At 38.7% G+C, this 20591-nt stretch carries 22 protein-coding genes; 18 read left to right on the top strand and 4 right to left on the bottom strand.

The annotated features are described in order from the left end of the window. Window positions 1–11: 11 nt before the first annotated feature. The 3 genes from VHP32_04370 to VHP32_04360 form a co-directional block, all read right to left on the bottom strand. Window positions 12–1907, bottom strand: coding sequence for a potassium transporter TrkA (locus VHP32_04370; GenBank protein HEX2787118.1), 1896 nt, complete (start codon window positions 1905–1907; stop codon window positions 12–14). A 499-nt stretch (window positions 1908–2406) separates the two neighbouring features. Further along, a complete protein-coding gene (locus VHP32_04365; GenBank protein HEX2787117.1) occupies window positions 2407–2982 on the bottom strand; it encodes a DNA-3-methyladenine glycosylase I in 576 nt (191 codons plus the stop codon). A gap of 155 nt (window positions 2983–3137) precedes the next feature. Beyond that, window positions 3138–4502 carry an MBL fold metallo-hydrolase gene (locus tag VHP32_04360; protein ID HEX2787116.1) on the bottom strand — a complete coding sequence of 455 codons (1365 nt, stop codon included), beginning with the start codon at window positions 4500–4502 and terminating at the stop codon, window positions 3138–3140. 150 nt (window positions 4503–4652) lie between these two features. Between VHP32_04360 and mnmG the strand changes: the two genes are divergently transcribed. From mnmG to VHP32_04330, 6 genes are all read left to right on the top strand, one after another. After that, window positions 4653–6677: a tRNA uridine-5-carboxymethylaminomethyl(34) synthesis enzyme MnmG gene (mnmG, locus tag VHP32_04355; GenBank protein ID HEX2787115.1), complete on the top strand. Its 2025-nt coding sequence runs from the start codon at window positions 4653–4655 to the stop codon at window positions 6675–6677. 130 nt (window positions 6678–6807) lie between these two features. After that, a complete protein-coding gene (locus VHP32_04350) occupies window positions 6808–7527 on the top strand; it encodes a DUF2071 domain-containing protein (GenBank protein HEX2787114.1) in 720 nt (239 codons plus the stop codon). 192 nt (window positions 7528–7719) lie between these two features. Continuing rightward, window positions 7720–8466 carry a methyltransferase domain-containing protein gene (locus tag VHP32_04345; protein HEX2787113.1) on the top strand — a complete coding sequence of 249 codons (747 nt, stop codon included), beginning with the start codon at window positions 7720–7722 and terminating at the stop codon, window positions 8464–8466. 49 nt (window positions 8467–8515) lie between these two features. Then, entirely contained in the window at window positions 8516–8722 is a 207-nt protein-coding gene (locus VHP32_04340) for a hypothetical protein (protein ID HEX2787112.1), read from the top strand. A 5-nt stretch (window positions 8723–8727) separates the two neighbouring features. Then, window positions 8728–8994: a type II toxin-antitoxin system RelE/ParE family toxin gene (locus tag VHP32_04335; GenBank protein ID HEX2787111.1), complete on the top strand. Its 267-nt coding sequence runs from the start codon at window positions 8728–8730 to the stop codon at window positions 8992–8994. Between the two features lie 7 nt (window positions 8995–9001). Further along, window positions 9002–9784, top strand: a complete 783-nt coding sequence (locus VHP32_04330) for a GNAT family N-acetyltransferase (protein ID HEX2787110.1) — start codon at window positions 9002–9004, stop codon at window positions 9782–9784. A gap of 299 nt (window positions 9785–10083) precedes the next feature. Here VHP32_04330 and VHP32_04325 read toward each other — a convergent pair whose 3' ends face one another. Beyond that, a complete protein-coding gene (locus tag VHP32_04325; protein HEX2787109.1) occupies window positions 10084–10773 on the bottom strand; it encodes a hypothetical protein in 690 nt (229 codons plus the stop codon). Between the two features lie 304 nt (window positions 10774–11077). Here VHP32_04325 and VHP32_04320 point away from each other — a divergent pair, with 304 nt between their 5' ends. The 12 genes from VHP32_04320 (at window position 11078) to VHP32_04265 (ending at window position 20591) form a co-directional block, all read left to right on the top strand. Continuing rightward, on the top strand, window positions 11078–13531 hold the full coding sequence (locus VHP32_04320) for a TonB-dependent receptor (GenBank protein HEX2787108.1): 2454 nt from the start codon (window positions 11078–11080) through the stop codon (window positions 13529–13531). Window positions 13532–13672: 141 nt separating this feature from the next. Then, on the top strand, window positions 13673–14290 hold the full coding sequence (locus VHP32_04315) for a hypothetical protein (protein HEX2787107.1): 618 nt from the start codon (window positions 13673–13675) through the stop codon (window positions 14288–14290). Window positions 14291–14302: 12 nt separating this feature from the next. Beyond that, window positions 14303–14602, top strand: a complete 300-nt coding sequence (locus VHP32_04310) for a transcriptional regulator (GenBank protein HEX2787106.1) — start codon at window positions 14303–14305, stop codon at window positions 14600–14602. A 4-nt stretch (window positions 14603–14606) separates the two neighbouring features. Beyond that, window positions 14607–15110: a hypothetical protein gene (locus VHP32_04305; GenBank protein ID HEX2787105.1), complete on the top strand. Its 504-nt coding sequence runs from the start codon at window positions 14607–14609 to the stop codon at window positions 15108–15110. A gap of 47 nt (window positions 15111–15157) precedes the next feature. Next, entirely contained in the window at window positions 15158–15943 is a 786-nt protein-coding gene (locus VHP32_04300) for a DUF3667 domain-containing protein (GenBank protein HEX2787104.1), read from the top strand. A gap of 14 nt (window positions 15944–15957) precedes the next feature. Beyond that, entirely contained in the window at window positions 15958–16419 is a 462-nt protein-coding gene (locus tag VHP32_04295; protein HEX2787103.1) for a hypothetical protein, read from the top strand. Between the two features lie 97 nt (window positions 16420–16516). After that, entirely contained in the window at window positions 16517–18037 is a 1521-nt protein-coding gene (locus VHP32_04290; protein HEX2787102.1) for a hypothetical protein, read from the top strand. Between the two features lie 88 nt (window positions 18038–18125). Next, complete coding sequence (locus tag VHP32_04285) at window positions 18126–18911, top strand: M23 family metallopeptidase (protein HEX2787101.1); 786 nt, start codon at window positions 18126–18128, stop codon at window positions 18909–18911. Window positions 18912–19311: 400 nt separating this feature from the next. Beyond that, window positions 19312–19662: a VOC family protein gene (locus VHP32_04280; protein ID HEX2787100.1), complete on the top strand. Its 351-nt coding sequence runs from the start codon at window positions 19312–19314 to the stop codon at window positions 19660–19662. Window positions 19663–19716: 54 nt separating this feature from the next. Next, window positions 19717–20157: a DUF6265 family protein gene (locus VHP32_04275; protein ID HEX2787099.1), complete on the top strand. Its 441-nt coding sequence runs from the start codon at window positions 19717–19719 to the stop codon at window positions 20155–20157. A gap of 69 nt (window positions 20158–20226) precedes the next feature. Then, window positions 20227–20343, top strand: a complete 117-nt coding sequence (locus VHP32_04270) for a VOC family protein (protein HEX2787098.1) — start codon at window positions 20227–20229, stop codon at window positions 20341–20343. Beyond that, window positions 20319–20591 carry a VOC family protein gene (locus VHP32_04265; GenBank protein ID HEX2787097.1) on the top strand — a complete coding sequence of 91 codons (273 nt, stop codon included), beginning with the start codon at window positions 20319–20321 and terminating at the stop codon, window positions 20589–20591. Before VHP32_04270 ends, VHP32_04265 begins: the two co-directional genes overlap by 25 nt.

The following is a 20591-nucleotide window of genomic DNA, read 5'->3' as shown; positions in this document are numbered from 1 at the left end:
TGTTCAACAAGTCAATCTTCCGATAACACAACCAGCTTATCGCCGTCTTCAAACTTAATTTTATCGGATTTTTTCGGATTTACAACCACACCGTACGCTTTTGACGCATCTTTTGAATACCTGTTCAGGCGGTAACCAAACGCCGTTTGATTTTTTTGCGCCGCAGATTGAAGCACTGCATAAAAATCAGTTTCAATTCCCGTCTTAACATAATCCGAAACCGGCTTCAGATAAATTTCCGAGCCGTCTGCATCAAACAAATCATCGAACACAGTTTTTAAATTTCTATTTTCTGTTAACTGTGACATCAGCAAGCTCACAAGCCTGTTACTGACAATGAAATCATCTGCTTTCGTAACCTCCGCAAGTTCCTTATCGCGTATGTCAAGCATTTCACTGACGATGCTGAATTCCTTGCCTGTTTTGTTGCTTATATCTCTGAGATGCAGAAGCGTTACCAATGCTTTTGCATCGGCATGTTTAATGTCGTGCGCATCAGAGTCGCACAAAATTATTATGTGATTAAAATCCTCCGCGACAAGCGTCTCTATTGTTTCACGTTCCGTAGTGTCGCTCTGCACGCACTCGAGATTCGTGTTTTTCATATGATGCTTGAGCTCATTGATGACTATGGGAGTTTCAGGATATTCATCTACAATTTTTATAATCGAACCCTTCGAAGAATAATTATCAAGCTCGCGGACAATATCTTTTCCCATGTCGTTCCACGAGAAAATCAAAATCTTTCCGGCTTCATTTTTTTCCCCGGTCTTGGTAACAATTAAATCTTTATAGTCAGTGCGTTTTGGCTCGGAATATTTTATCGTATCATCATCTTTCGATACTGCAATCACTTTGTCGCCTTTTGCAATAACTGTATCCATGGGCGGATTAACCTTGCATTCACCTGACGTTGATTGAACACCAATGACCGATGACTTCTCGAACGAAGCAAGCGCATCTTTATATGCCTTCCCGACAAGCGCCGGCTCTTCCTGAAAATAAATTTCATCACCGTCAAAATCCAACAGCTCCGTATAAACAATGCTCAAGCCCGATTGTTTGCACGTCTGCGCAATCACACGTGAAATCAAATCATCCGAATACACAAGCGATGCTTCATCACCGCCGACAAGGTTTGCAATGTCCTTGTTTTTAATATTCGAAATCTCCGCAGTGATATGATACTTCTCTTTTTTTCTTTCGGGATTATTCGTGATTGCAAGAATGCACTTTATAACCGTTATGTCAGGTGAGTCATCTTCAGGTGCAAGAATCGTAATCGCCTTAGCATCGTTCGGGTTCACAATCTGCAAATCATTATAATCAATCGGGTTTCCGCTTCTGCAGATTATCTTCATGTTTTTTCTATCGGGAATGCGAACCCTCAGTTCATCTTCCATCTCGACTTTGTCCTTGTCACCGAGAATTACAATCTTCGGCGATGCCTGATTTTCATTTGCTACTATAAGCTCTGATATAATCGGAAAAATTTTCTCCGACCACCCGAGTATCAATATATGACCTTTCTCTATTACGAACGAACGTCCTTTTCTTAAATCATCAACCTTCGACGATATCCCGCTCGAGAGTAAACCGATAAGGGTTGACACGATGAAAATTCCGCCAAGCGTAACCATAAGCATCACAATTCTGAATCCCCATCCCGTATCTCCGCCCATCGTTCCCGGGTCAAGCGTTCTCATCAAGCTCAGCCACGCCGCCTCTATGAATCCCGGCGCATCCTCTCCCTCTTGCCCGATTCCGATTATGCTAATCACAATCGCCGCAACCCCAACAAGCGCAAGCGAAATCAACCCAAGCCACCCTATCAGCGCAATCACTCCCCGCGACATCAATTCATCAAACTTATACCTCACCGTTTTAAAGAAAAGAGAATCTTTCATTTTTTATTTTATTTTTTCTGAGCTAAAAATTTTTATAAAGTGTCATTCCCGCGCAGGCGGGGGAACCCCTTTGGGTCATCCATATGCGTTTTATTAATCCTTATCAATGTGTTATCCTGCTCCAAAGGAGTCCCTTTGGGAAGCGAAGAATCTATCCTTTCACAAAACACCATTGCGTTTTACTAATACTACAAATGTGTCATCCTGAGCGTAGCGAAGGATCCCCCTCCGCGAAGCATTATTTAATGTTAAATACAAAAAACTTTTTTCAACGTTGCTAAATAACAAAAACAAAAAATAAATTACTAATCAGAATTTATGGGAGAGAAATCAAAGAATTGTCATTCCCGCGAAGGCGGGAATCTAAGTAAAAATCTTTATAGAAAATTTATTTTATATTTAAAATTATTATCCAAAACAAAAATTTTCGTGAGTAAAAATTCCCCTCTCGAGAGGGGTGTCGCGTAGCGACGGGGGTGTGTTAAACAAAATTAACCTTCTATTTTTTCAATATTTTATACCTATGACAAGTCAGCATATGGTCGTTCACCATTCCTGCTGCCTGCATGAACGCATAGCATATTGTCGAGCCGACAAACTTAAATCCCCGCTTCAATAAATCCTTGCTCATTGCATCCGACTCTTTGCTTGTCGGACCCAAACACGATTCTCCGTCCCAATTATTTTGAATAGTTTTTCCTCCGGTGAACTGCCAGATATGTTTATCGAAGCTTCCGAATTCTTTCTGCACCTTCAAAAAATTTTTTGCGTTGATAACCGCCGAGTTTACTTTTAATCTGTTGCGGATTATTCCCGGGTCGGTCAAAAGTTTTTCAATTTTTTTCTCCGTGAACTTTGCAATTTTTTCCGCTTCAAAATTCGCAAACGCTTTTCGAAAATTTTCTCTCTTCTGTAAAATTATGTTCCAGCTCAACCCCGCCTGAAACGCATCGAGTATCAGAAACTCAAACAGCTTCCTGTCATCATGAACCGGCACACCCCATTCCTTATCGTGGTAATCCATCATCAACTGATTACCCATACACCATTTACACCGAATAATTTCCTTAGCCATATATTTATGTTAAACTATTGTTTTTATAGTTCTATAGTTTATAATTCCCCTTTAGAACTCATTCCCGCGCAGACCGGGGTTTTTAATAAATAAGTCAAGTCTTAACAGACCTTCCAATTGTTTCACGTGAAACAATTCAAATCCATTTGTAACACTTATAATAACTGATAATCTTTATACTTCTCAGGTGCGAGAACGCGTTTGTTCGGAAATTTTTCCACTATCTCCTTGCCGACGGAATCAATCGCCGGCTCATCACCATGAACCAACACGATAAGCTCGGGGTCAAGTGTTTCGACCATGTGCATAATTCCCTCCTTAGTCGAGTGCGACGAGAAGCTGAAGTTTTCGATGTGGCACAAAACCTCCGCGGTATCGACACCGTATTTGTCCAGGTAAATTATCTCGAACTTCTCGGCGTTCTTAATGTGGTACCCTGGTGTTTCAGGATCGCAATACCCGCACATCGCAATTCCAAAATTGCGGTTGCGCAGAAAGTTCTTGGCAATCTTGTAAGAGTATGTCCCCTCAATAACCATTCCGCTCGTCGCCAGGATAATCCCCGGCTTCTTATAAAACTCTCCCCTTTGGATGTCCTCCCGCTTTAGAATCTGAACGTCAATGTCGCTTAATTTGAAACCCTGCTTGGTTCGCCGAACGGTATAATTAAAGTCATCATAAACGTTATTTAACGCTTTTGCAAGCGAGCTGAAATAAACCGGAACGTGCGGAATCTTATTCTTCATCATCATTTCATCGATACGTGCGAGCATTTCCGATGCCTTCCCGAGCGCAAAAACCGGTATCAAAACCGACCCGCCTCTGTTGGTTATCTTATTAATGAACTGAGCCAAACGTTCCTGCTCACGATCATAATCAGGCATTGTAGCCGCTAATCCGTTGGTGGTTTCGGTAATCAAAACGTCAATCTTATGCTTCGGAAGCTCTGCTTTTGGAATGAGCTTCTGGCTGCGGAAGTTGATGTCCCCTGTAAAGAAAACCCGCTTGTTTTCAACGTTCAACAGCACACCCGCCGAGCCAAGCAAGTGTCCTGCATCGGTAAATTGAAAATTAACCTGTTCATTCAAACTTGTTTTCTCGTTGTAATCCCGCTGCTTGATAATCATCGGAATCAGGTTCAAAGTCTCTTCGGTGTAATACTTAATCTGCGATTTGTCCCATTCATCCTCGAATTCCCTCTCCATCAAAAATGCAGTATTCGCCAGAGTAATCTCAGCAATCGAATGCGTCGGCTTGGTCATGTAAATGTTCGCATACGGAAACAGGTTCAGGAAATACGGCAGTGCCCCGATATGGTCATTATGCGCATGAGTTATCATTAAATTCTGAACGGTCATGTCTTTTATAATCTCATAGTTCGGAAAAATCTCTCGCCCTTTTTTGCGAGGATGCAGACCGCAATCCATAACAAAATTGTCCTTGCCATAAGAAAACAAAAACGAGTTCGCCCCGATTTCATTTCCACCACCCAAAACCTTAAAAATGAGATTATTTTGCATTATTTGAATTGTTTCACGTGAAACAATTTTGATTTAAATAAATAAACGTTGTTTTAACAATATTTAGATATAAACTACTGTTATATAAATAAGATATTAGAATTTGAATAGATAATCAATATATTTTCTCGTAATTTTATTGTTAAATTTATGGCGAAGAAATATTTTGATATAATTGTTATCGGGGCAGGGCATGCCGGAGTTGAGGCGTCGTATGCTTGCGCTAAGATGGGGTTTTCGGTCGGGCTTGTGACGATGGATTTGAATGCAATCGGGCGAATGAGCTGTAACCCTGCAATCGGCGGAACAGCAAAGGGACACCTGGTTCGTGAGATTGATGCGCTTGGCGGGGTGATGGGAATTCTTGCGGACAAAACGGGCATTCAATTTAAAATGTTGAACCGCTCGAAAGGTCCTGCAGTATGGTCGCCGAGATGTCAATCGGATAAAGATTTGTATTCACTCGAGGCGGCGAAGCTGATTCGTAAAACAGACGGCATCACTCTTGTTCAGGATATGGTTCAGGAGCTGGTAGTTCAAGAGGTGAAGTGGCGAGGTGGTGAAGTGGTGAAGAATCAAATGCGAAATGGTGAAGAGTCAAATGTGAAGTCGTGGAGTGGCGAAGTGGTGAATGAAAAGAGTGTGAATGGTATCAGTGAAGAAGAATTGTTGTCCGGTTATAAATATAAGATTAAGGGAATAAAGACTTCGCTGGGTTATGAGATTGAGTGTAAGTCGGTGATAATTACGTCGGGGACTTTTTTGAATGCGATAATGCATACGGGACAATCGCAAACAGCAGGCGGTAGATTGGGAGAAAAATCTGCAACGGGTCTCTCGGAATGTTTGCTCGGAATGGGATTTGAGACAGGCCGATTGAAGACGGGCACTCCCCCACGGTTGGATATTAACACGATTGATTTTTCAAAGACGGAAGTTCAGCCCGGTGATGATGACCCAAAACCGTTTTCATACAGAACGGACAAGAAAAATTTTCCCGAGAAAAAACAGATCGATTGTTTCATTACATATACTAACGAAGCGACGCATGATATTTTGCGAACGGGTTTTGAAGAGTCGCCGATGTTCACGGGCAGAATAAAAGGCATTGGTCCGCGTTACTGTCCTTCCATCGAAGATAAGATTTCAAGATTTTCGGAAAAGCCGAGACATCATATTTTTTTAGAGCCGGAGACATTGAACGGCGAGACGATTTACATGAATGGATTTTCTACGAGTCTGCCGGTTGACGTTCAGCAAAAAGCAGCGCGAACAATTCCGGGACTTGAGAATGTTAAGCTCGTGAAGCAGGGTTATGCGGTTGAATATGATTTTTTTCCGACTCATCAAACAAAGCTTACACTCGAGACGAAAATTGTCGAGGGGTTATATCTCGCGGGACAGATAAACGGGACGTCGGGTTATGAAGAAGCAGCGGCGCAGGGATTTATTGCAGGTGTAAATGCTGCGTTGAAGCTGAAGGACAAAGAGCCGTTTATATTGAAGCGAAGCGAGGGATATATCGGTGTGCTGATTGATGATTTGATTAACAAATGTCCTGAAGAGCCGTATAGAATGTTTACTTCAAGCGCAGAATATCGTTTGATATTAAGACAGGATAATGCCGATTTGCGACTGATGCAAAAAGGTTATGAGCTCGGATTGATTGATAAGGAAATGATTGACAAGCTTGATGAAAAGAAAGAGCTGATTAACGAGGCGCTGGTTTATTTAAATTCGAATACGCTTGTGCCTTCGCAGGCGAATGAATTTTTGAAATCGATTAACTCGTCGGAGATTTCGCAAGGGGAGTTCATTGCAAATCTTGTGAAGCGCAATGACGTGAAAACAAAAGAGCTTTTCAGCATCGATGCGTTTAAGGAAAATAAATTGATTCAGGAAGTTCTGAGTAACGAGGAAGTGCTCGAGCAGATTGACATCGACATAAAATACAGCGGGTACATAAAGCGCCAGCATGAAATTGTAGATACGTTTAACAAGAATGAAGACCTGACGATTCCTGATGATTTTAAATACGAGAAGCTGAAATCGATTTCTGCGGAGGCGATGGAGAAGCTGAAGAAAGTTCGTCCGCGCTCGATAGGGCAGGCGATGCGAATTTCGGGAGTACGTCCATCAGATATTTCGGCGTTGATGATATATATGAGAGGGTGATTCAATGTGCAATTAGTAATGTGCAATGAGCAATGAGTAATTGATATTTACCAATCATGTCACCCTGAACTTGTTTCAGGGTCAACGAAACGTATATGGATTCCTGCCTGCGCAGGAATGACAAGGCAGAGTGGGAGAAAAAAATAAACAGCCGGTGTTTTTGACCGCGGAGTGGCGAAAGCTTGTGATGGCGAATTTTCTCATCGACCCGTCAATTCTTAAGAAGTATATCCCTTATAAAACCGAGCTTGATAATTGGAACGGCAGGCATTATGTGAGCATCGTCGGGTTTATGTTTTTGAATACAAAAGTCCTTGGGTTGTCGCTGCCGTATCATAAAGATTTTGATGAAGTGAATTTAAGATTTTATGTCCGCTATAAAGAAAATGGTAAATGGAAAAGGGGAGTAACGTTTATTAAGGAGATTGTTCCGAAGAAGATTGTGAGTGCTGTTGCGAATGCGATTTACAGTGAGAATTATATTACGCTCCCGATGAAAAGAGAGTTTGTACAGAATGAAAATAATTTCGAAGTTAAATATAATTTCGGCTCGCAGAACTTTCTTTATGCCAAAGCGGGAAACGAGAAAATTGTTTTAAAAGAAAACAGCGAGGAAGAATTTATTACCGAGCATTTCTGGGGTTATACTAAATGCGATGACCTAAAAACATCGGAATATCAGGTTGAGCATCCGAGATGGGATTTATACGAGATAAAAAATTTTGAGATGAATATTGATGTGAAGAATATTTATGGCGCGGAGTTTGTCGATACGTTGTCGGTGAAGCCGCATTCGGTTTTGCTTGCTGAGGGGAGTGAGATAGTTGTGAGGAAAGGGAGGGTGATATGAGAATTTTTGAACAACCCCCTTTTTTCCCCTTTATTAAGGGGGAATTAATTTTAAACTGTTGAGAAAGAAATGGGATTCCTGCCTGCGCAGGAATGACTTCGTTTATTGTCTTAATTAAAAAGGAGAAGGGGGATCCTTCGCTTCGCTCAGGATGACACAAAAGTTCAGGGTGATAAAAAAATTTAATTTCTAATGGATATTTTTTATGAGATACATAAGGATTTGCCGAGAGAGGGTCCGGGGGATAATGCATCAACAAGGAAAGCGCTGAGTTATCTGAAAAATCTTCCTAAGGATGCGAAGATTCTGGATATAGGGTGCGGACCGGGAATGCAGACTCTGGAGCTTGCGAAAAATCTTGAGAGCACTTCCTGCAAAATCATTGCGCTGGATAACCACGAGCCGTTTTTGAAAGTTGTCGACGAAAAAGCGAAGAAAGAAAATCTTTCGGAGAAAATTCAGACGCATTACGGGTCGATGTTCTCGCTCGAGTTTGAGGATGAGAGCTTCGACTGCATCTGGGCGGAAGGGTCGATTTACATTATCGGGTTCAAGCGGGGAATTAAGGAATGGAAAAATTTTTTGAAAGAAGGCGGGTATCTTGTTGTTTCGGAAATCAGCTGGCTGAAGTTTGATGTGCCCGAGGAAGCGAAAGAATTCTGGTCAACGAAATATCCCGTCAAGCAAATCTACGAAAATCTTCACGACATAAAAGAGAGCGGGTATGAAATCATCGAGCATTTCACTCTGCCGAGCGAAAGCTGGCGGACGGATTATTACACGCCGATTGAAAATCGCATTACCTCGTTATGGGATAAATACATTAACGACCAGGAGGCAATGAACGTGCTTTATGACACACAGCAGGAGATAAATATGTTTAATAAATACTCGGATTATTACGGGTATGTGTTTTATGTGATGAGGGTGAAGAATTAACGGTAAAGATAGTAGTTGAAACGACTAATAATTTTATATATTTTAAATTATGACAAATACAGAAATAAAAGATATAGTTAAGGAAGCGATAACCGAAGTTTTGGAATCAAAACCTGAATTATTGGAAAAAGCGCTTTTGAATGCTATTGAAGATATAGGGTTAATTAAGGCAATGAATGAAGGCGAAAAAGGTGACTATGTTAACTTTGATAAATTTATGAATGATTTAAACAGTCGAATTGATTCAGGCAATTAATTCGAATGATAATTAAAATTGAAAAATCTTTCGAGCGCGATGTTGCAAAAATTAATGATAAAATTATTCTGTCAAAACTTTCTGCTGTAATCACAAACATATCCGCAGTTTCTTCTCAAAAAGAAATTCCTAATCTTAAAAAACTTTCCGGTAATCAGTCGTATTATCGGATAAAAATAAATAATTATAGAATAGGCATTTCTATAACCGGTAATGAAATAATATTCATAAGATTTCTTCACAGAAAAGAAGTGTATAGATATTTTCCTTAATGTCTTCATGGTTATTCTCACCGATAAAAAAATTTTAGAAAAATCTTTGCGCAGAAATGCGGCGTTGAATATTTATCAGATTGGGGATTTGGATGATTTCTTCTGGAAATATACGACGTGGTATGGAGATGATGCGCAGGAGCCGAAAAATATCGTTTTGGTTTATGCGGGAGTTACGCCTCCGACAATGATTTCGCTTACCGATGATGTTGCGGGAATGACCGCGCTTTTGAAAAACGTGAAACAAAGTTTGCCGGGAAAATTCTTTTGTCATTTAACTCCGGGGCTGATAGATGTTTTTGGCAAGGAGGCAATTATTGAAGATTATGGCTTGCATTATAAGATGACGCTGAGAAATCTTAATACAGGTATTAAGATTGTTGAAAATAAAATCAGGCAGTTGACAATACATGACATTGAGGTCATAAAACATTTTTATTCTTTCAGTTATATCGGCAATTGGTTTGATAAAAGGATGCTTGAGACGGGAATATATTACGGGTATTTTGAACCGGGAGCCAACGAAGAGGAATTGATAGGGATTGCGGGGATACATATTTATTCCCCTGAATACAGAGTTGCGGCAATAGGGAATGTTACTACACATCCTGAGCATCGAGGTAAAGGGATTGCAACTCAGGTGACTTATAAATTATGTACGGAGCTGTTGAAGAAAGTAGATTATATCGGATTAAATGTTATGCCTGATAACGAGGCGGCTATCAGGAGTTATAAAAAGATTGGGTTTGAGGTGAGTGCGGAGTATGAGGAGTATTGTTTGGGGAGATGATGCCAAATTATTTTTTATAGCTTTTTAAATAAGACTGGGATTCCTGCTTTCGCAGGAATGACCTCTTTTTGATTAATGTAAGTGCACAAAAAAACTGTCATTCCGGTTTGCCAAATGAGCCGCACCGGAATGACAGTAGATTGTGTAAGCGTTAATAGAAATACTTATTTGTTTGTCATCTTTTCAATTTAAAAATAAAAATAGCTGTCATCATTAATAAATATTTCCTTAACGCTATCGTTTATCAGGTGGATTCATAAATTTTTACCCTTTAAGTTTTTATTTATAAATCCCGGAGGTTAATCCGGTTCGCCGTCTCTGTTTGTATCTCTGTAAATTCTTAAACTGTTGTTAATATTTGTTTGAATATTTGAATTTATCATTGCATCATTTACGGCATTCATCGGGTCGAGATAAGTTCCTCCTGAAAGGAACCACCCATAAGGACTTACTCTGAGAGTCAGATAAGTCATTGAAGTTGCCGCAAGATCAATGGCTGTTGGAAGATTCAATATAAGATTCGCATTTGCCGTAGACTTATAAGTAAATGCTGTTCCGTTGTATGTGCCTTTTGCAACTATGGAATATCTTCCGTTTGCGTCAACAAAGTCAGGGTCTCCTACAGATTCGCCAACACCAAGCTGATAAATATCAAGAGATGCCGATGAATATGCTCCCGGTCCCATATATGTGTTGCTTATTCGAGCAATACCATTTGAGTTTAAATTAATATATAAAATATACGGACCAAACCTGAAATTATTATATACACCCATAGCTGTTCCTAACTTTATATCCCGAACCAAAACTTTAACAGAATCTAACTGAAAAATTCCATCTGTTGCGCTGTTATCAGGTGAACCTCTGTATCCGACTTCAATATTATCTGAAACAGGACCTGTGTTTGTATCTGAACAACCATTAAAAAATAAAACTGCAGAAAAAACCAATGCATAAAAAAAACTAAGAAAATAAATACCGGGTTTCATAAAACCTCCTAATTGTTAATTAATAAGATAAATATGTCCCGGTTATTTCTTCACTCTCTTAATTTTTTAACCATCAATTCAATTTTTGCGTTCCTCAAAAGCACCGAAATATAACTTGAAACATATATCCGTAACGGATATATTATGAGATATGATAAAACGGTAAAAATCGTTAATTCGGGAACTTATGCAACATTTAAAGACCTTTTTCCGTCTAAACCTATAATACAGCTGGAGAGAAATTTCCGCCGAGAAATTTACAAATCACACTACAAAAAGGGACAAAATTTTAATTATTAATTATATGAATAACATTTACAAAAAATTAGCATTACTCTTGATTCTTGTGTTTATGGGGGCAGGAACCGGTTTTTCACAACAAACAGGGAGCATAACGGGAATGGTTGTTGACCGTGATACAAAAACACCCGTTCAGGATGCAACAATTACTTTGTTTAATTCTAACGACTCATCAAAAATCGGCGGAGCAGCAACCGATGCCGCCGGTATGTTTGTTATTTCAGGTGTTCCGTATGGAACATACAAGCTTGAGGTGAATATGATTGGTTACGGAACAGCGGTCGTTCGCGGAATAACGGTATCAAGTGATAAACCGAATGCAAATGTAAACACAATTTCACTCCGCGCGGGCATTACCGAAACGGAAGAGATTGTCGTCGAAACAGAGAAGAGCCCGATTGAATTCAAAGCCGACAGAAAAGTTTTTAACGTCGAGGGACAAATGATTACTCAGGGCGGTTCTGCAGTTGACGTTCTGAAAAATATTCCTTCGGTGTCGGTTGATAACGACGGCAACGTAAGCTTGCGCGGAAGCACAAACGTAAAGATTACCGTTGACGGCAAACCGTTTGGTTTGCAGGGACAAAACAGAAGCGCAATACTCGAGCAGATACCCGCTAACCAGATTGCCTCAATTGAGCTTATCACAAACCCGGGCGCAAAATTCGATGCTGAGGGTGTTTCGGGTGTCATAAATATTATATTAAAAAAATCCGATAACCTCGGATATAACGGCAGCTTACAGCTTAATGCAGGCACACAGGATAAATATACGGGTTCGCTTAATATGAATGTTAGAAAAAGCGATATTAATGCATTCGGCAGTTATGATTTCAGAAGATTTAATACTCCCGTTACAGGTGACGTAACAAGATACAATTACATTGACCCAAGCGCTTATTACTTAGACCAGAATACTTCAGCGACTAGCAGAAATACAAACCACTTTGTAAAAGGCGGAATAGATTATAATCCGAATGAGCTTAACACAATGAGCTTATCTGCTAATTATATGAACCGTGAGGGCAGAAGAAATTCAAGGGGAAATTCACTTCAGCAAAATACCTCAGGCGTAACAACTTCTGAATATTTAACCGACGGCGGTGAGGACAGAAAAGGATATACGCTTGACGCCAATTTTTATTATCAGAGAAAATGGAAAGAAACAAAAAGAACACTGACCGGGGATTTTACTTTCTCAAGAAATGATGATGATTTAAATTCTTTCACAAAGGAAACCCCGATTAATCCCGTTATTCCTGACCCATTGAACAGACAGCAAACAAATGACGAAAAAAATAATAACTTCACAGGGCAAATAGACCTTGTGAATCCGTTTAGTGAAACAATGAAGCTTGAAGCCGGCGTAAAGACAACGATTAATGATATTGATAAAGATTATGTAACAAACGATTTTAATTACACAACAAATCAGTTTGCAGTAAACCCTAATTTTACGAACAGATTCAAATACACAGAAAATGTTTATGCCGCATACCTTTCATATTCCGGAAGCATGGGGGATTTTTCATATGTGCTGGGGTTAAGGGGTGAGCAGACTAATACAAAGGGCGACCTTGTAACGACAAACCAGCAGTTTGACCAGAATTATTTTGATTTATTTCCGAGCGCAAGCCTGTCGCAGAAACTCGGAAAGACCGAAGAACTTTCTTTAAGCTACAGCAGAAGAATTCAGCGTCCGCAGTCATGGGCATTGAATCCATTCAAGCAGGCATCCGACCCTCAGAATTATTTTTCGGGAAACCCGAACTTAAAACCCCAATATACAAACTCTGTTGAGCTCAGCTTCATAAAATATTTAAACACAACGACAATCACCCCTTCGATTTTTTACAGAAGAACGACGGATTTAATTCAGCGTGTGAGAGTGCTTCTCGATAGCAACGTTGCGGAAGTAACTTTTGCAAACTACGCAAAGGAAGAATCTTACGGCGGCGAGCTTATTGTTAACTCTCAGGTGTTTCCATTCCTGAATCTTAACGGAAGCTTAAGTTATTTTGAGACAAAATCAGATGCGCAGAATTTATCTCCGGGACTTGCCAACAGCAACTCAACCTGGAGCGGAAGAGCAAGCGCTATGTTAAACTTGCCGGAATATTTTAACCTGATGCTTTCTTATTTCTATTCGGGAAAAATTACTTTTCCGCAGGGAAACCTCGACCCGTTCCAGTCTTTCGATGCATCCATCAGCAAAGATTTCTTTGACAAAAGATTAACACTCGGTTTCAGGTTCAGCGATATTTTCAATACGCTTAATTTTAAGGTTAACATTGTCAACGACAGGAATTTCAGGGAAGACCTTTCATTCAAGAGAGATTCAAGAACGGCTTTTTTCAATCTTACTTACAGGTTCGGAAATTACAAAGATAATAAACCGACCAGAAGAAGACGTCCGACCGAGCAGCAGCAACCGGGCAACGACGGCTTCGGGTTTTAAAAGTACTTAACATTTATTTCGAGCATAAAAAAGGACGGCATTGACCGTCCTTTTTATTTTAAGCAAGTTCCTTGACATAAAATTTTTTAATTATTAACTTTGTAATACAAAGTGCTTTTTATCACAGAAATTTTTATTAAAATGGATAAACAAAAAGAATTACTGGAAGATATATCGGGAATAAAAAACCTTATGGAGCGTTCATCGACGTTCAGCTCCATAAGCGGGTTATCGGGAATCGGCGCAGGCATAATAGGGCTGGTTGCGTTCGTGATTTCATTCATTAAAATATCCGAGTATCCCGATTTATACCGCATCACACTTGCTCAGAAGAAAGAGCTTGTTATGTTTCTTATGGTTGTTGCAATGCTTACGCTCACTGCTGCAGGAATAGTTGTGGTATTTTTTTCATACAGAAAGGCAAAGCTCAAAGGTCTGAACATCAAAGATATATCGGGCAGGAAAATGACATTAAACTTGATAATTCCGCTTGCAACAGGCGGAATGTTTTCTCTGATTATTCTGATGCAGGGAGTATTCGATTTAATTATTCCTACGACTCTTATTTTTTACGGGTTAGCGCTTGTCAATGCCGGGAAATATACGTTTGAAGAAATGAGCTGGCTGGGAATTATAGAAATAATCATCGGCTTAATGGCAGCAGTTCTCACGCCGTACAGCCTGTGGCTGTGGGGAACCGGCTTCGGCATCCTGAACATTATCTATGGAGCGATAATGTATTATAAATATGAAAGATGATTTGCAATTCCGATGAAAGAAATAATAGACAATATTAATAAAATTTTCGAAAGCAGGGTGAGGCTCGGCATAATGTCGATACTTGCCGTCAATGACGGAACGGATTTTAATACGCTCAAAGAGATGCTCGACGTTACCGACGGAAATCTTGCGAGCCACATAAACGCTCTTGAAAAAGAGAAGCTCATAAAAATAAAAAAGAAGTTTGTGGGGAAAAAAACCAATACAAGCTATCTGATCACAGAGACCGGCAGAAAAACATTCAAAGAGCACCTGTCGGCTCTTGAAAAATTAATTAAGAATCATACTTAATTTTATGAATAAATTAAAATATATATTTTTACTTGCCGCTTTATTTATAATTTCATGCTCAGCCAATGAAAAAGAAATAGGGCTTAACGAAGAAATCCAGCATGATGATTTTTTTTATTCCGTGCCGGGATATTTTACGATGGATTCGATATTCGACGGCTCGGTAGTTTTCAAGCCGAAGGGAAATTTTTATGTCGTAAAGTTTAAGGTTGATAACCGGGCAAAAAAAGTTGACCATCTGTGGAATAATTCGATTGCATACATAATTGATGAAAACGGGAATACTTATGAAAACTCGGTTGAGCATCAGAAAACGCTGAACAGAATAGAGCCGTTCAGGTTCAAGGAACAGCACGAAACAAAGCCTTATGAAAGTGAGGTTACATATTTTGTTTTCGAGGTGCCCGAAAGCGTCAAGAAGCCGTATTTAATGGTACGCGGAGAAACATTGATGGGAGACTTCTTCGACGGCAGTCAGTTTAGAAAAACAAAAGTTAAATTGTTTTAAATATCTGCGCGGTTTATCTGCCTTAAAAGATGGGTAGTTATGTTTGATTGAAAACATTATTTTCGTTCAAACAAAACTATTTAAAACAATCAATGACGGTCTGCCAAAACTGCGGTAACGAATTTCAGGGAAATTATTGCAACAACTGCGGGCAGACCGCCGACACTCATAGATTTTCATTAAAACACATCTTCCACGAAGCTGTCCACACATTCACTCACGCAGATAAAGGACTGCTTAAATTAATTCCCGATTTATTTACCAAACCCGGTGAAACAGTCCGCAATTATATTGCCGGCCAAAGAAAGAGATATTTTAACCCCATACAGTTTCTTATTATCATGACTGCAATAGCAGCATTTGCCACGATTCAGTTTCATGTTATGGAATCGGTAATTTCGACAACTACGGTAAATTTGCATGGAAGAGCATTATTCTTCTCACAATTTAATACTTTTATTTACAAGTATATTAACATAATAATGTTTCTTAGTGTGCCTCTTTTTGCTTTGTTTACACGTATCTTCTTTTGGAAATCGGGATATAATTATGCTGAAAATTTAATTATGAATACTTTTTATGCGGGACAAAGAAGCGTTATGTATGTCGTTATTATTATTCCCCTTGTAATAATCTGGAGACCTTATTTAACCTTTATTATGATGGGTTTTACATTATTATGGATGATTTATTATTATTATGCCTTTGCACAGTTTTTTAAGTTCAGAAGTGTTTGGATGTTTTTAAAAGGGTTTCTGTGCATAGCGCTTTTTTATGTGATTCATGGAGCTTTAATGTTTGGAACATTTTATTTATTCTTTTATAAGCCATGAGAAAAATTTTAATAATGTTTTTATTTTTTGTCAGCAGTGTTGCGACCGCGCAGGAAATCAGCAAAGTTACCGTTTATCTTGAAGAAGGAGAAAAAGGAAAAGATTCCTATGCAACGATTAAAGAAATAACAGTGGAAAATAATTTCATAAAATTTTCCGAATCTTATACAGGAAAATTGAAGAACAGGGAGAAAACCATTATTGAATGCGACCTTACAAAAGAATTAAGAGATGAACTAAAAAATTTAATTATCAAAAATGATTTTTTAAAAAATACAATTGAGTTGTATAACATATTATCGCCCGCAAGCTATAAAAAAATAAAAATTAACATAGAGTCAACACGGGGATATTTCCGCACGGAGTTCGAAGGCGCGCAGTATGATTACCGTTCTTCCGAGACCGCAAAAAAAATTGAACCCTTACTAACTTATTTAAAGCAGCTTTATACAAGCACAAATTTAAAATGTAAATAGGCAACAAGTTGGCAGGAAAAATGAAATTTTAAACAACCCCCTTTATCCCCCTTTATTAAGGGGGAATATATAATAATTCTAAAATAACATTCTCATTATGAAAAACCTTTCATTAGCTTTTTCAGTTTTTTTTGTTTTGGTTTTTGCTCAGTTTTTCTCCGCACCTGTTTTTTCTCAGGACGATGACCTTCGCGAATATTATGAAAAGCAAAAAGCTTTATATGTAAAAACCGATGATGCATTGCGTCTTGGCAGCGAGATTGTGCTGAATGAGAAAGAGCTGAAGGTTAATAATTACTTAAAATCCCTTCAGCAGGGATTTATTCAATCTGCAGGAAAAAATTTTCCGCCGGCTAATTATTTTTATAAAAACCGGAGAATGATTGACACATCAAGAATTTACGGTATCATAAAGCGAATGCCTAAAGGCGGACTTCTTCATGTTCACAGCTCGGCAATGGGTTCTGCCGAGTGGTTAGTGAAAGTTGCATCATACATGCCAGACTGTTATATGTACACTCAGCCGACTTCGCAAAATAATGTTTATGGCCAGCTTCAGTTTTTCAAACCGGGTGAAGCTCCTGCCGGCTGGGAATCTCTTGAAAAACTGCGGGCGCAGGATTCAAATTTTGACCAGAAGCTTCTTGACCTTTTAACTTTTGGCGAGCAGGATGACAGAAGCTCCGTAATCTGGGTTGACTTCGAACAGATTTTCACCAGAATCGGCGGTATCGTTTCTTATTATCCTGTATTTACAAAATTTCTTACAACGGCTTTTGATTCACTGCTTGCAGACGGAGTGTATCATATTGAGGTACGGACGTCACTTGGCGGACTGTATGACTTAACCGGCAAGCAATACACAAAAGAAGATGTACTGACTGTTTATAAAACCGCAGCAGAGATGAGCAGAATGAAGTATCCGTATTTTTCATATAAAATTATTTACAGTGACTGGCGCGGCAAAACGCAGGAACAAATTGCAGCAAGTTTGCAGACGGCAACCGACCTACGGCAGAAATATCCGAATGTAGTTGTTGGGTATGATTTGGTCGGCGAGGAAGATAAAGGACACACAACAGAATTTTTTGCAGAGCAATTTCTTAATGCAAGCGAAATAGCGCAGCAGATGGGAACGGATATTCCGTTTTATTTCCATGACGGTGAAAGCACACTGCCTGATGATTTTAATTTATATGATGCAATTGCTTTGAGAACAAAAAGAATCGGACACGGAATAAATTTGTTCAGGTTTCCTTCGCTTGTTGATGTGGTGAAAACAAATAACATTGCTCTCGAGGTTTGCCCGCTCAGCAACCAGATACTAGGCTATGTAGAAAATTTAAGAATGCACCCTGCATCCGAATATATAAACCGTGGTCTTCCGGTTACAATAAGCTCGGATGACCCGCTGATTTTTAATTACGATGGATTGAGTTATGACTTCTGGTCTGCGTTCATGGCATGGGAGCTTGACCTGCGTCAATTAAAACGTCTTGCATTAAACTCGATAGAATACAGCTCAATGGATGCCGGTGAAAAACAAAATGCCTATGCGCATTTTAGCTCTAAGTGGGATGACTTCATTAATCAGGTTTATCTCGAAGCAGGTAAATAAATTCTGTTTTCTTAAATAATTCATAAAACTTTATTCCGTTTTTTATAGTTTAATATTTATATGCTCAGACAAAATATGAAAACAAACTATGAAAAACGGAATTTTTATTTTATTGATAACGCTAATTTTCTTAAGCTGTTCAGGAAAAAACGAAACATATAACGCTGCAGGTGAAAAGGAAACCGAAGAGCTTGAAAAAGAAAAACGTCAGGATTTTTATTTAATATACTTTAATTTTAATCTTGCGATCGCGCAGTACAAGCTCGGTTTAATTGATAAAGAAGTAGCTGCCCAAAAAATAGAATCACTTCTCAAAGACACTGAAGATTTTTATAATGCCAGGTCTGAAAAATTATATTCTTATGAAGACTGGGTGTTTCCCCTTCAGGGATATGGTCCTGATCAGATTGGCGGAAAAAACGGAAACGGTTTCAAATCAAATAAATCGGATTTTCTTGAAGGAAAATATTCAGGACATCCCGCGCATGATATTTTTATCTTCGATAAGAACCAGGATAACCTTGATGACCGTACGAACCAGCCGGTAAATGTTTTATCTTTATCGGGCGGAATTGTTGTATCTACAAAAGAAAGCTGGATGCTTGGCGATAAATCAAAAGGCGGAAAATTTATTTGGGTATATGACCCGGTTACTCAATCCGTTTTTTATTATGCGCACAATAATGAAATATTTGTTGATGTTGGCGATTTAGTAAAGCCCGGAGATAAAATCGCAACAGTCGGAAGAACAGGAAATGCATTTGAATCACGCTCACCGACACACCTTCATCTTGGAATGTTTAAAATAATTGATAAACTTCCCCAGCCGCACAATTATTATAAGGAACTTGTTAAAGCAAAACAGGTAGGTTAAACTTTATTTAATAATTTTTCGTAATATAAAATGAGGGTTTCAAAATAACTGAAACCCTTATTTTTTTGACACTTTTCTTAGATAATAGCAATAATTTTTCCATTATTTATCCTCTTGACATTTAAAATAAATTATACCATATTTGTCGTAGCAAATACTACGACGTTTAAAATTTATGAAAAAACTAATATTTTATATAGATTCGGCGATTAGAAAAACAAATCAGCAGTTTTAACTTCTCATTAGTAATTCCTTCATCCCCCATACAAATCCTTCGATTCTTGTGAATAAGAAACGAAGGATTTTTTTTATTCCTATAATTCTAAAATTAAGCATTGCCCATATTTAAGATTTGTTTATCAAAAATGATTAATTTATTTTATCGTTCTAATTTAGAAAAATGGAAGCGGGACACATAGAATTATTTGTAAAAGAACCTTTAGTTTCAATGAAGTTTTACTGCGATGTACTTGGTTTTGAGCTTGTTGAAAACCAGGGTGATAAGTTTATCTGGGTTAAATCAGACGAAATTTTAATCCTGTTCAGACCCGGCAAAGAAACAAATAGAGAAAAAAATTATCAGGAAAGTTCTTTCGGATTGGTTTTATATACTGATAATCTTGATGAAAAAGCAAAGCAACTTAAGGAACGCGGACTCGTATTTAAGGGAACCGATGGGTCGGACAGATGCCTGACCTTCACCGACCCTGACGGCAACTGGTTTCAGCTTGTAAACCCAAAAGAACATTAAAAAATATTCTCAGGATAAATGAAATATTTATTTTTCATAATTATAATAATTTTTATGACAGAAAATTTAAAATCACAGACATCGCATAAGATTGAAGACTTTGGTTTTCTTCTCGGCAAGTGGCAGATGCAAACCAAAAAAGGTATCGTGTTTGAAGAGTGGCAGACAAGTGAAGACAGAAATAAGCTCACAGGCAGTTCTTACAGGGTTAAAGACAGTGACACAACGCTTCTTGAGAACCTTGAGTTATCAATTGAACCCGATGGTGTATATTACATACCGACGGTAATAAACCAGAATGACGGCTTGCCTGTCAGGTTTAAGTTGATTTCAAATAAAGAACAGGTTTATATTTTTGAAAACCCCGAGCATGACTTTCCTCAAAGAATAATATATTTTCCGAAAGATAAAAATAATCTGCATGCGCGTATCGAGGGAAAATATAACGGAAGTGAGGCAAGTTCGGAGTTTATTTATACAAGGGTTGTTGAGTGAGTTTTAAACAACCCCCTTTGTCCCCCTTTTCTAAGGGGGAATACTAACTAACAATTAAAAATAAAAATTATGGGACGAGTAGTTCATTTTGAAATTCACGTCGATGACGTGAACCGCGCATCAAAATTTTATTCAGACATTTTCGGATGGGAATTTAATAAATGGGAAGGCGGGGATTACGGCTGATTAAAACCGGAGAAGATGGAACCCCGGGAATTAACGGAGGCATGATGCCGCGCCGCGACCCGAAAGGAAATGTATATAATACGATTCATGTTGATAACCTTGACGAGTCTATGAAAAAGGTTCAGGCAAACGGTGGAAAAATAGTTGTTGAAAAAATGGGAGTTCCTAAAGTCGGATGGATGGCTTACGGCACAGATACAGAAGGAAATATCTTCGGCATGATGCAATTTGACCCGGATGCAAAATAG

The sequence above is a fragment of the Ignavibacteria bacterium genome, assembly GCA_036262055.1.
In the GTDB taxonomy this organism is placed as follows: domain Bacteria; phylum Bacteroidota; class Ignavibacteria; order Tepidaquicellales; family Tepidaquicellaceae; genus DATAJP01.
This window is presented reverse-complemented; position numbering and strand designations above follow the sequence as displayed.

Coding starts and splice junctions, on each gene's coding strand:
- VHP32_04270 (HEX2787098.1), top strand. CDS start 20,227: ATGGGACGAGTAGTTCATTTTGAAATTCACGTCGATGACGTGAACCGC.
- VHP32_04330 (HEX2787110.1), top strand. CDS start 9,002: ATGGTTATTCTCACCGATAAAAAAATTTTAGAAAAATCTTTGCGCAGA.
- VHP32_04315 (HEX2787107.1), top strand. CDS start 13,673: ATGGATAAACAAAAAGAATTACTGGAAGATATATCGGGAATAAAAAAC.
- VHP32_04285 (HEX2787101.1), top strand. CDS start 18,126: ATGAAAAACGGAATTTTTATTTTATTGATAACGCTAATTTTCTTAAGC.
- VHP32_04280 (HEX2787100.1), top strand. CDS start 19,312: ATGGAAGCGGGACACATAGAATTATTTGTAAAAGAACCTTTAGTTTCA.
- VHP32_04335 (HEX2787111.1), top strand. CDS start 8,728: ATGATAATTAAAATTGAAAAATCTTTCGAGCGCGATGTTGCAAAAATT.
- VHP32_04360 (HEX2787116.1), bottom strand. CDS start 4,502: ATGCAAAATAATCTCATTTTTAAGGTTTTGGGTGGTGGAAATGAAATC.
- VHP32_04340 (HEX2787112.1), top strand. CDS start 8,516: ATGACAAATACAGAAATAAAAGATATAGTTAAGGAAGCGATAACCGAA.
- VHP32_04275 (HEX2787099.1), top strand. CDS start 19,717: ATGACAGAAAATTTAAAATCACAGACATCGCATAAGATTGAAGACTTT.
- VHP32_04320 (HEX2787108.1), top strand. CDS start 11,078: ATGAATAACATTTACAAAAAATTAGCATTACTCTTGATTCTTGTGTTT.
- VHP32_04310 (HEX2787106.1), top strand. CDS start 14,303: ATGAAAGAAATAATAGACAATATTAATAAAATTTTCGAAAGCAGGGTG.
- VHP32_04365 (HEX2787117.1), bottom strand. CDS start 2,982: ATGGCTAAGGAAATTATTCGGTGTAAATGGTGTATGGGTAATCAGTTG.
- VHP32_04290 (HEX2787102.1), top strand. CDS start 16,517: ATGAAAAACCTTTCATTAGCTTTTTCAGTTTTTTTTGTTTTGGTTTTT.
- VHP32_04325 (HEX2787109.1), bottom strand. CDS start 10,773: ATGAAACCCGGTATTTATTTTCTTAGTTTTTTTTATGCATTGGTTTTT.
- VHP32_04370 (HEX2787118.1), bottom strand. CDS start 1,907: ATGAAAGATTCTCTTTTCTTTAAAACGGTGAGGTATAAGTTTGATGAA.
- VHP32_04305 (HEX2787105.1), top strand. CDS start 14,607: ATGAATAAATTAAAATATATATTTTTACTTGCCGCTTTATTTATAATT.
- VHP32_04295 (HEX2787103.1), top strand. CDS start 15,958: ATGTTTTTATTTTTTGTCAGCAGTGTTGCGACCGCGCAGGAAATCAGC.
- mnmG (HEX2787115.1), top strand. CDS start 4,653: ATGGCGAAGAAATATTTTGATATAATTGTTATCGGGGCAGGGCATGCC.
- VHP32_04265 (HEX2787097.1), top strand. CDS start 20,319: ATGGGAAGGCGGGGATTACGGCTGATTAAAACCGGAGAAGATGGAACC.
- VHP32_04345 (HEX2787113.1), top strand. CDS start 7,720: ATGGATATTTTTTATGAGATACATAAGGATTTGCCGAGAGAGGGTCCG.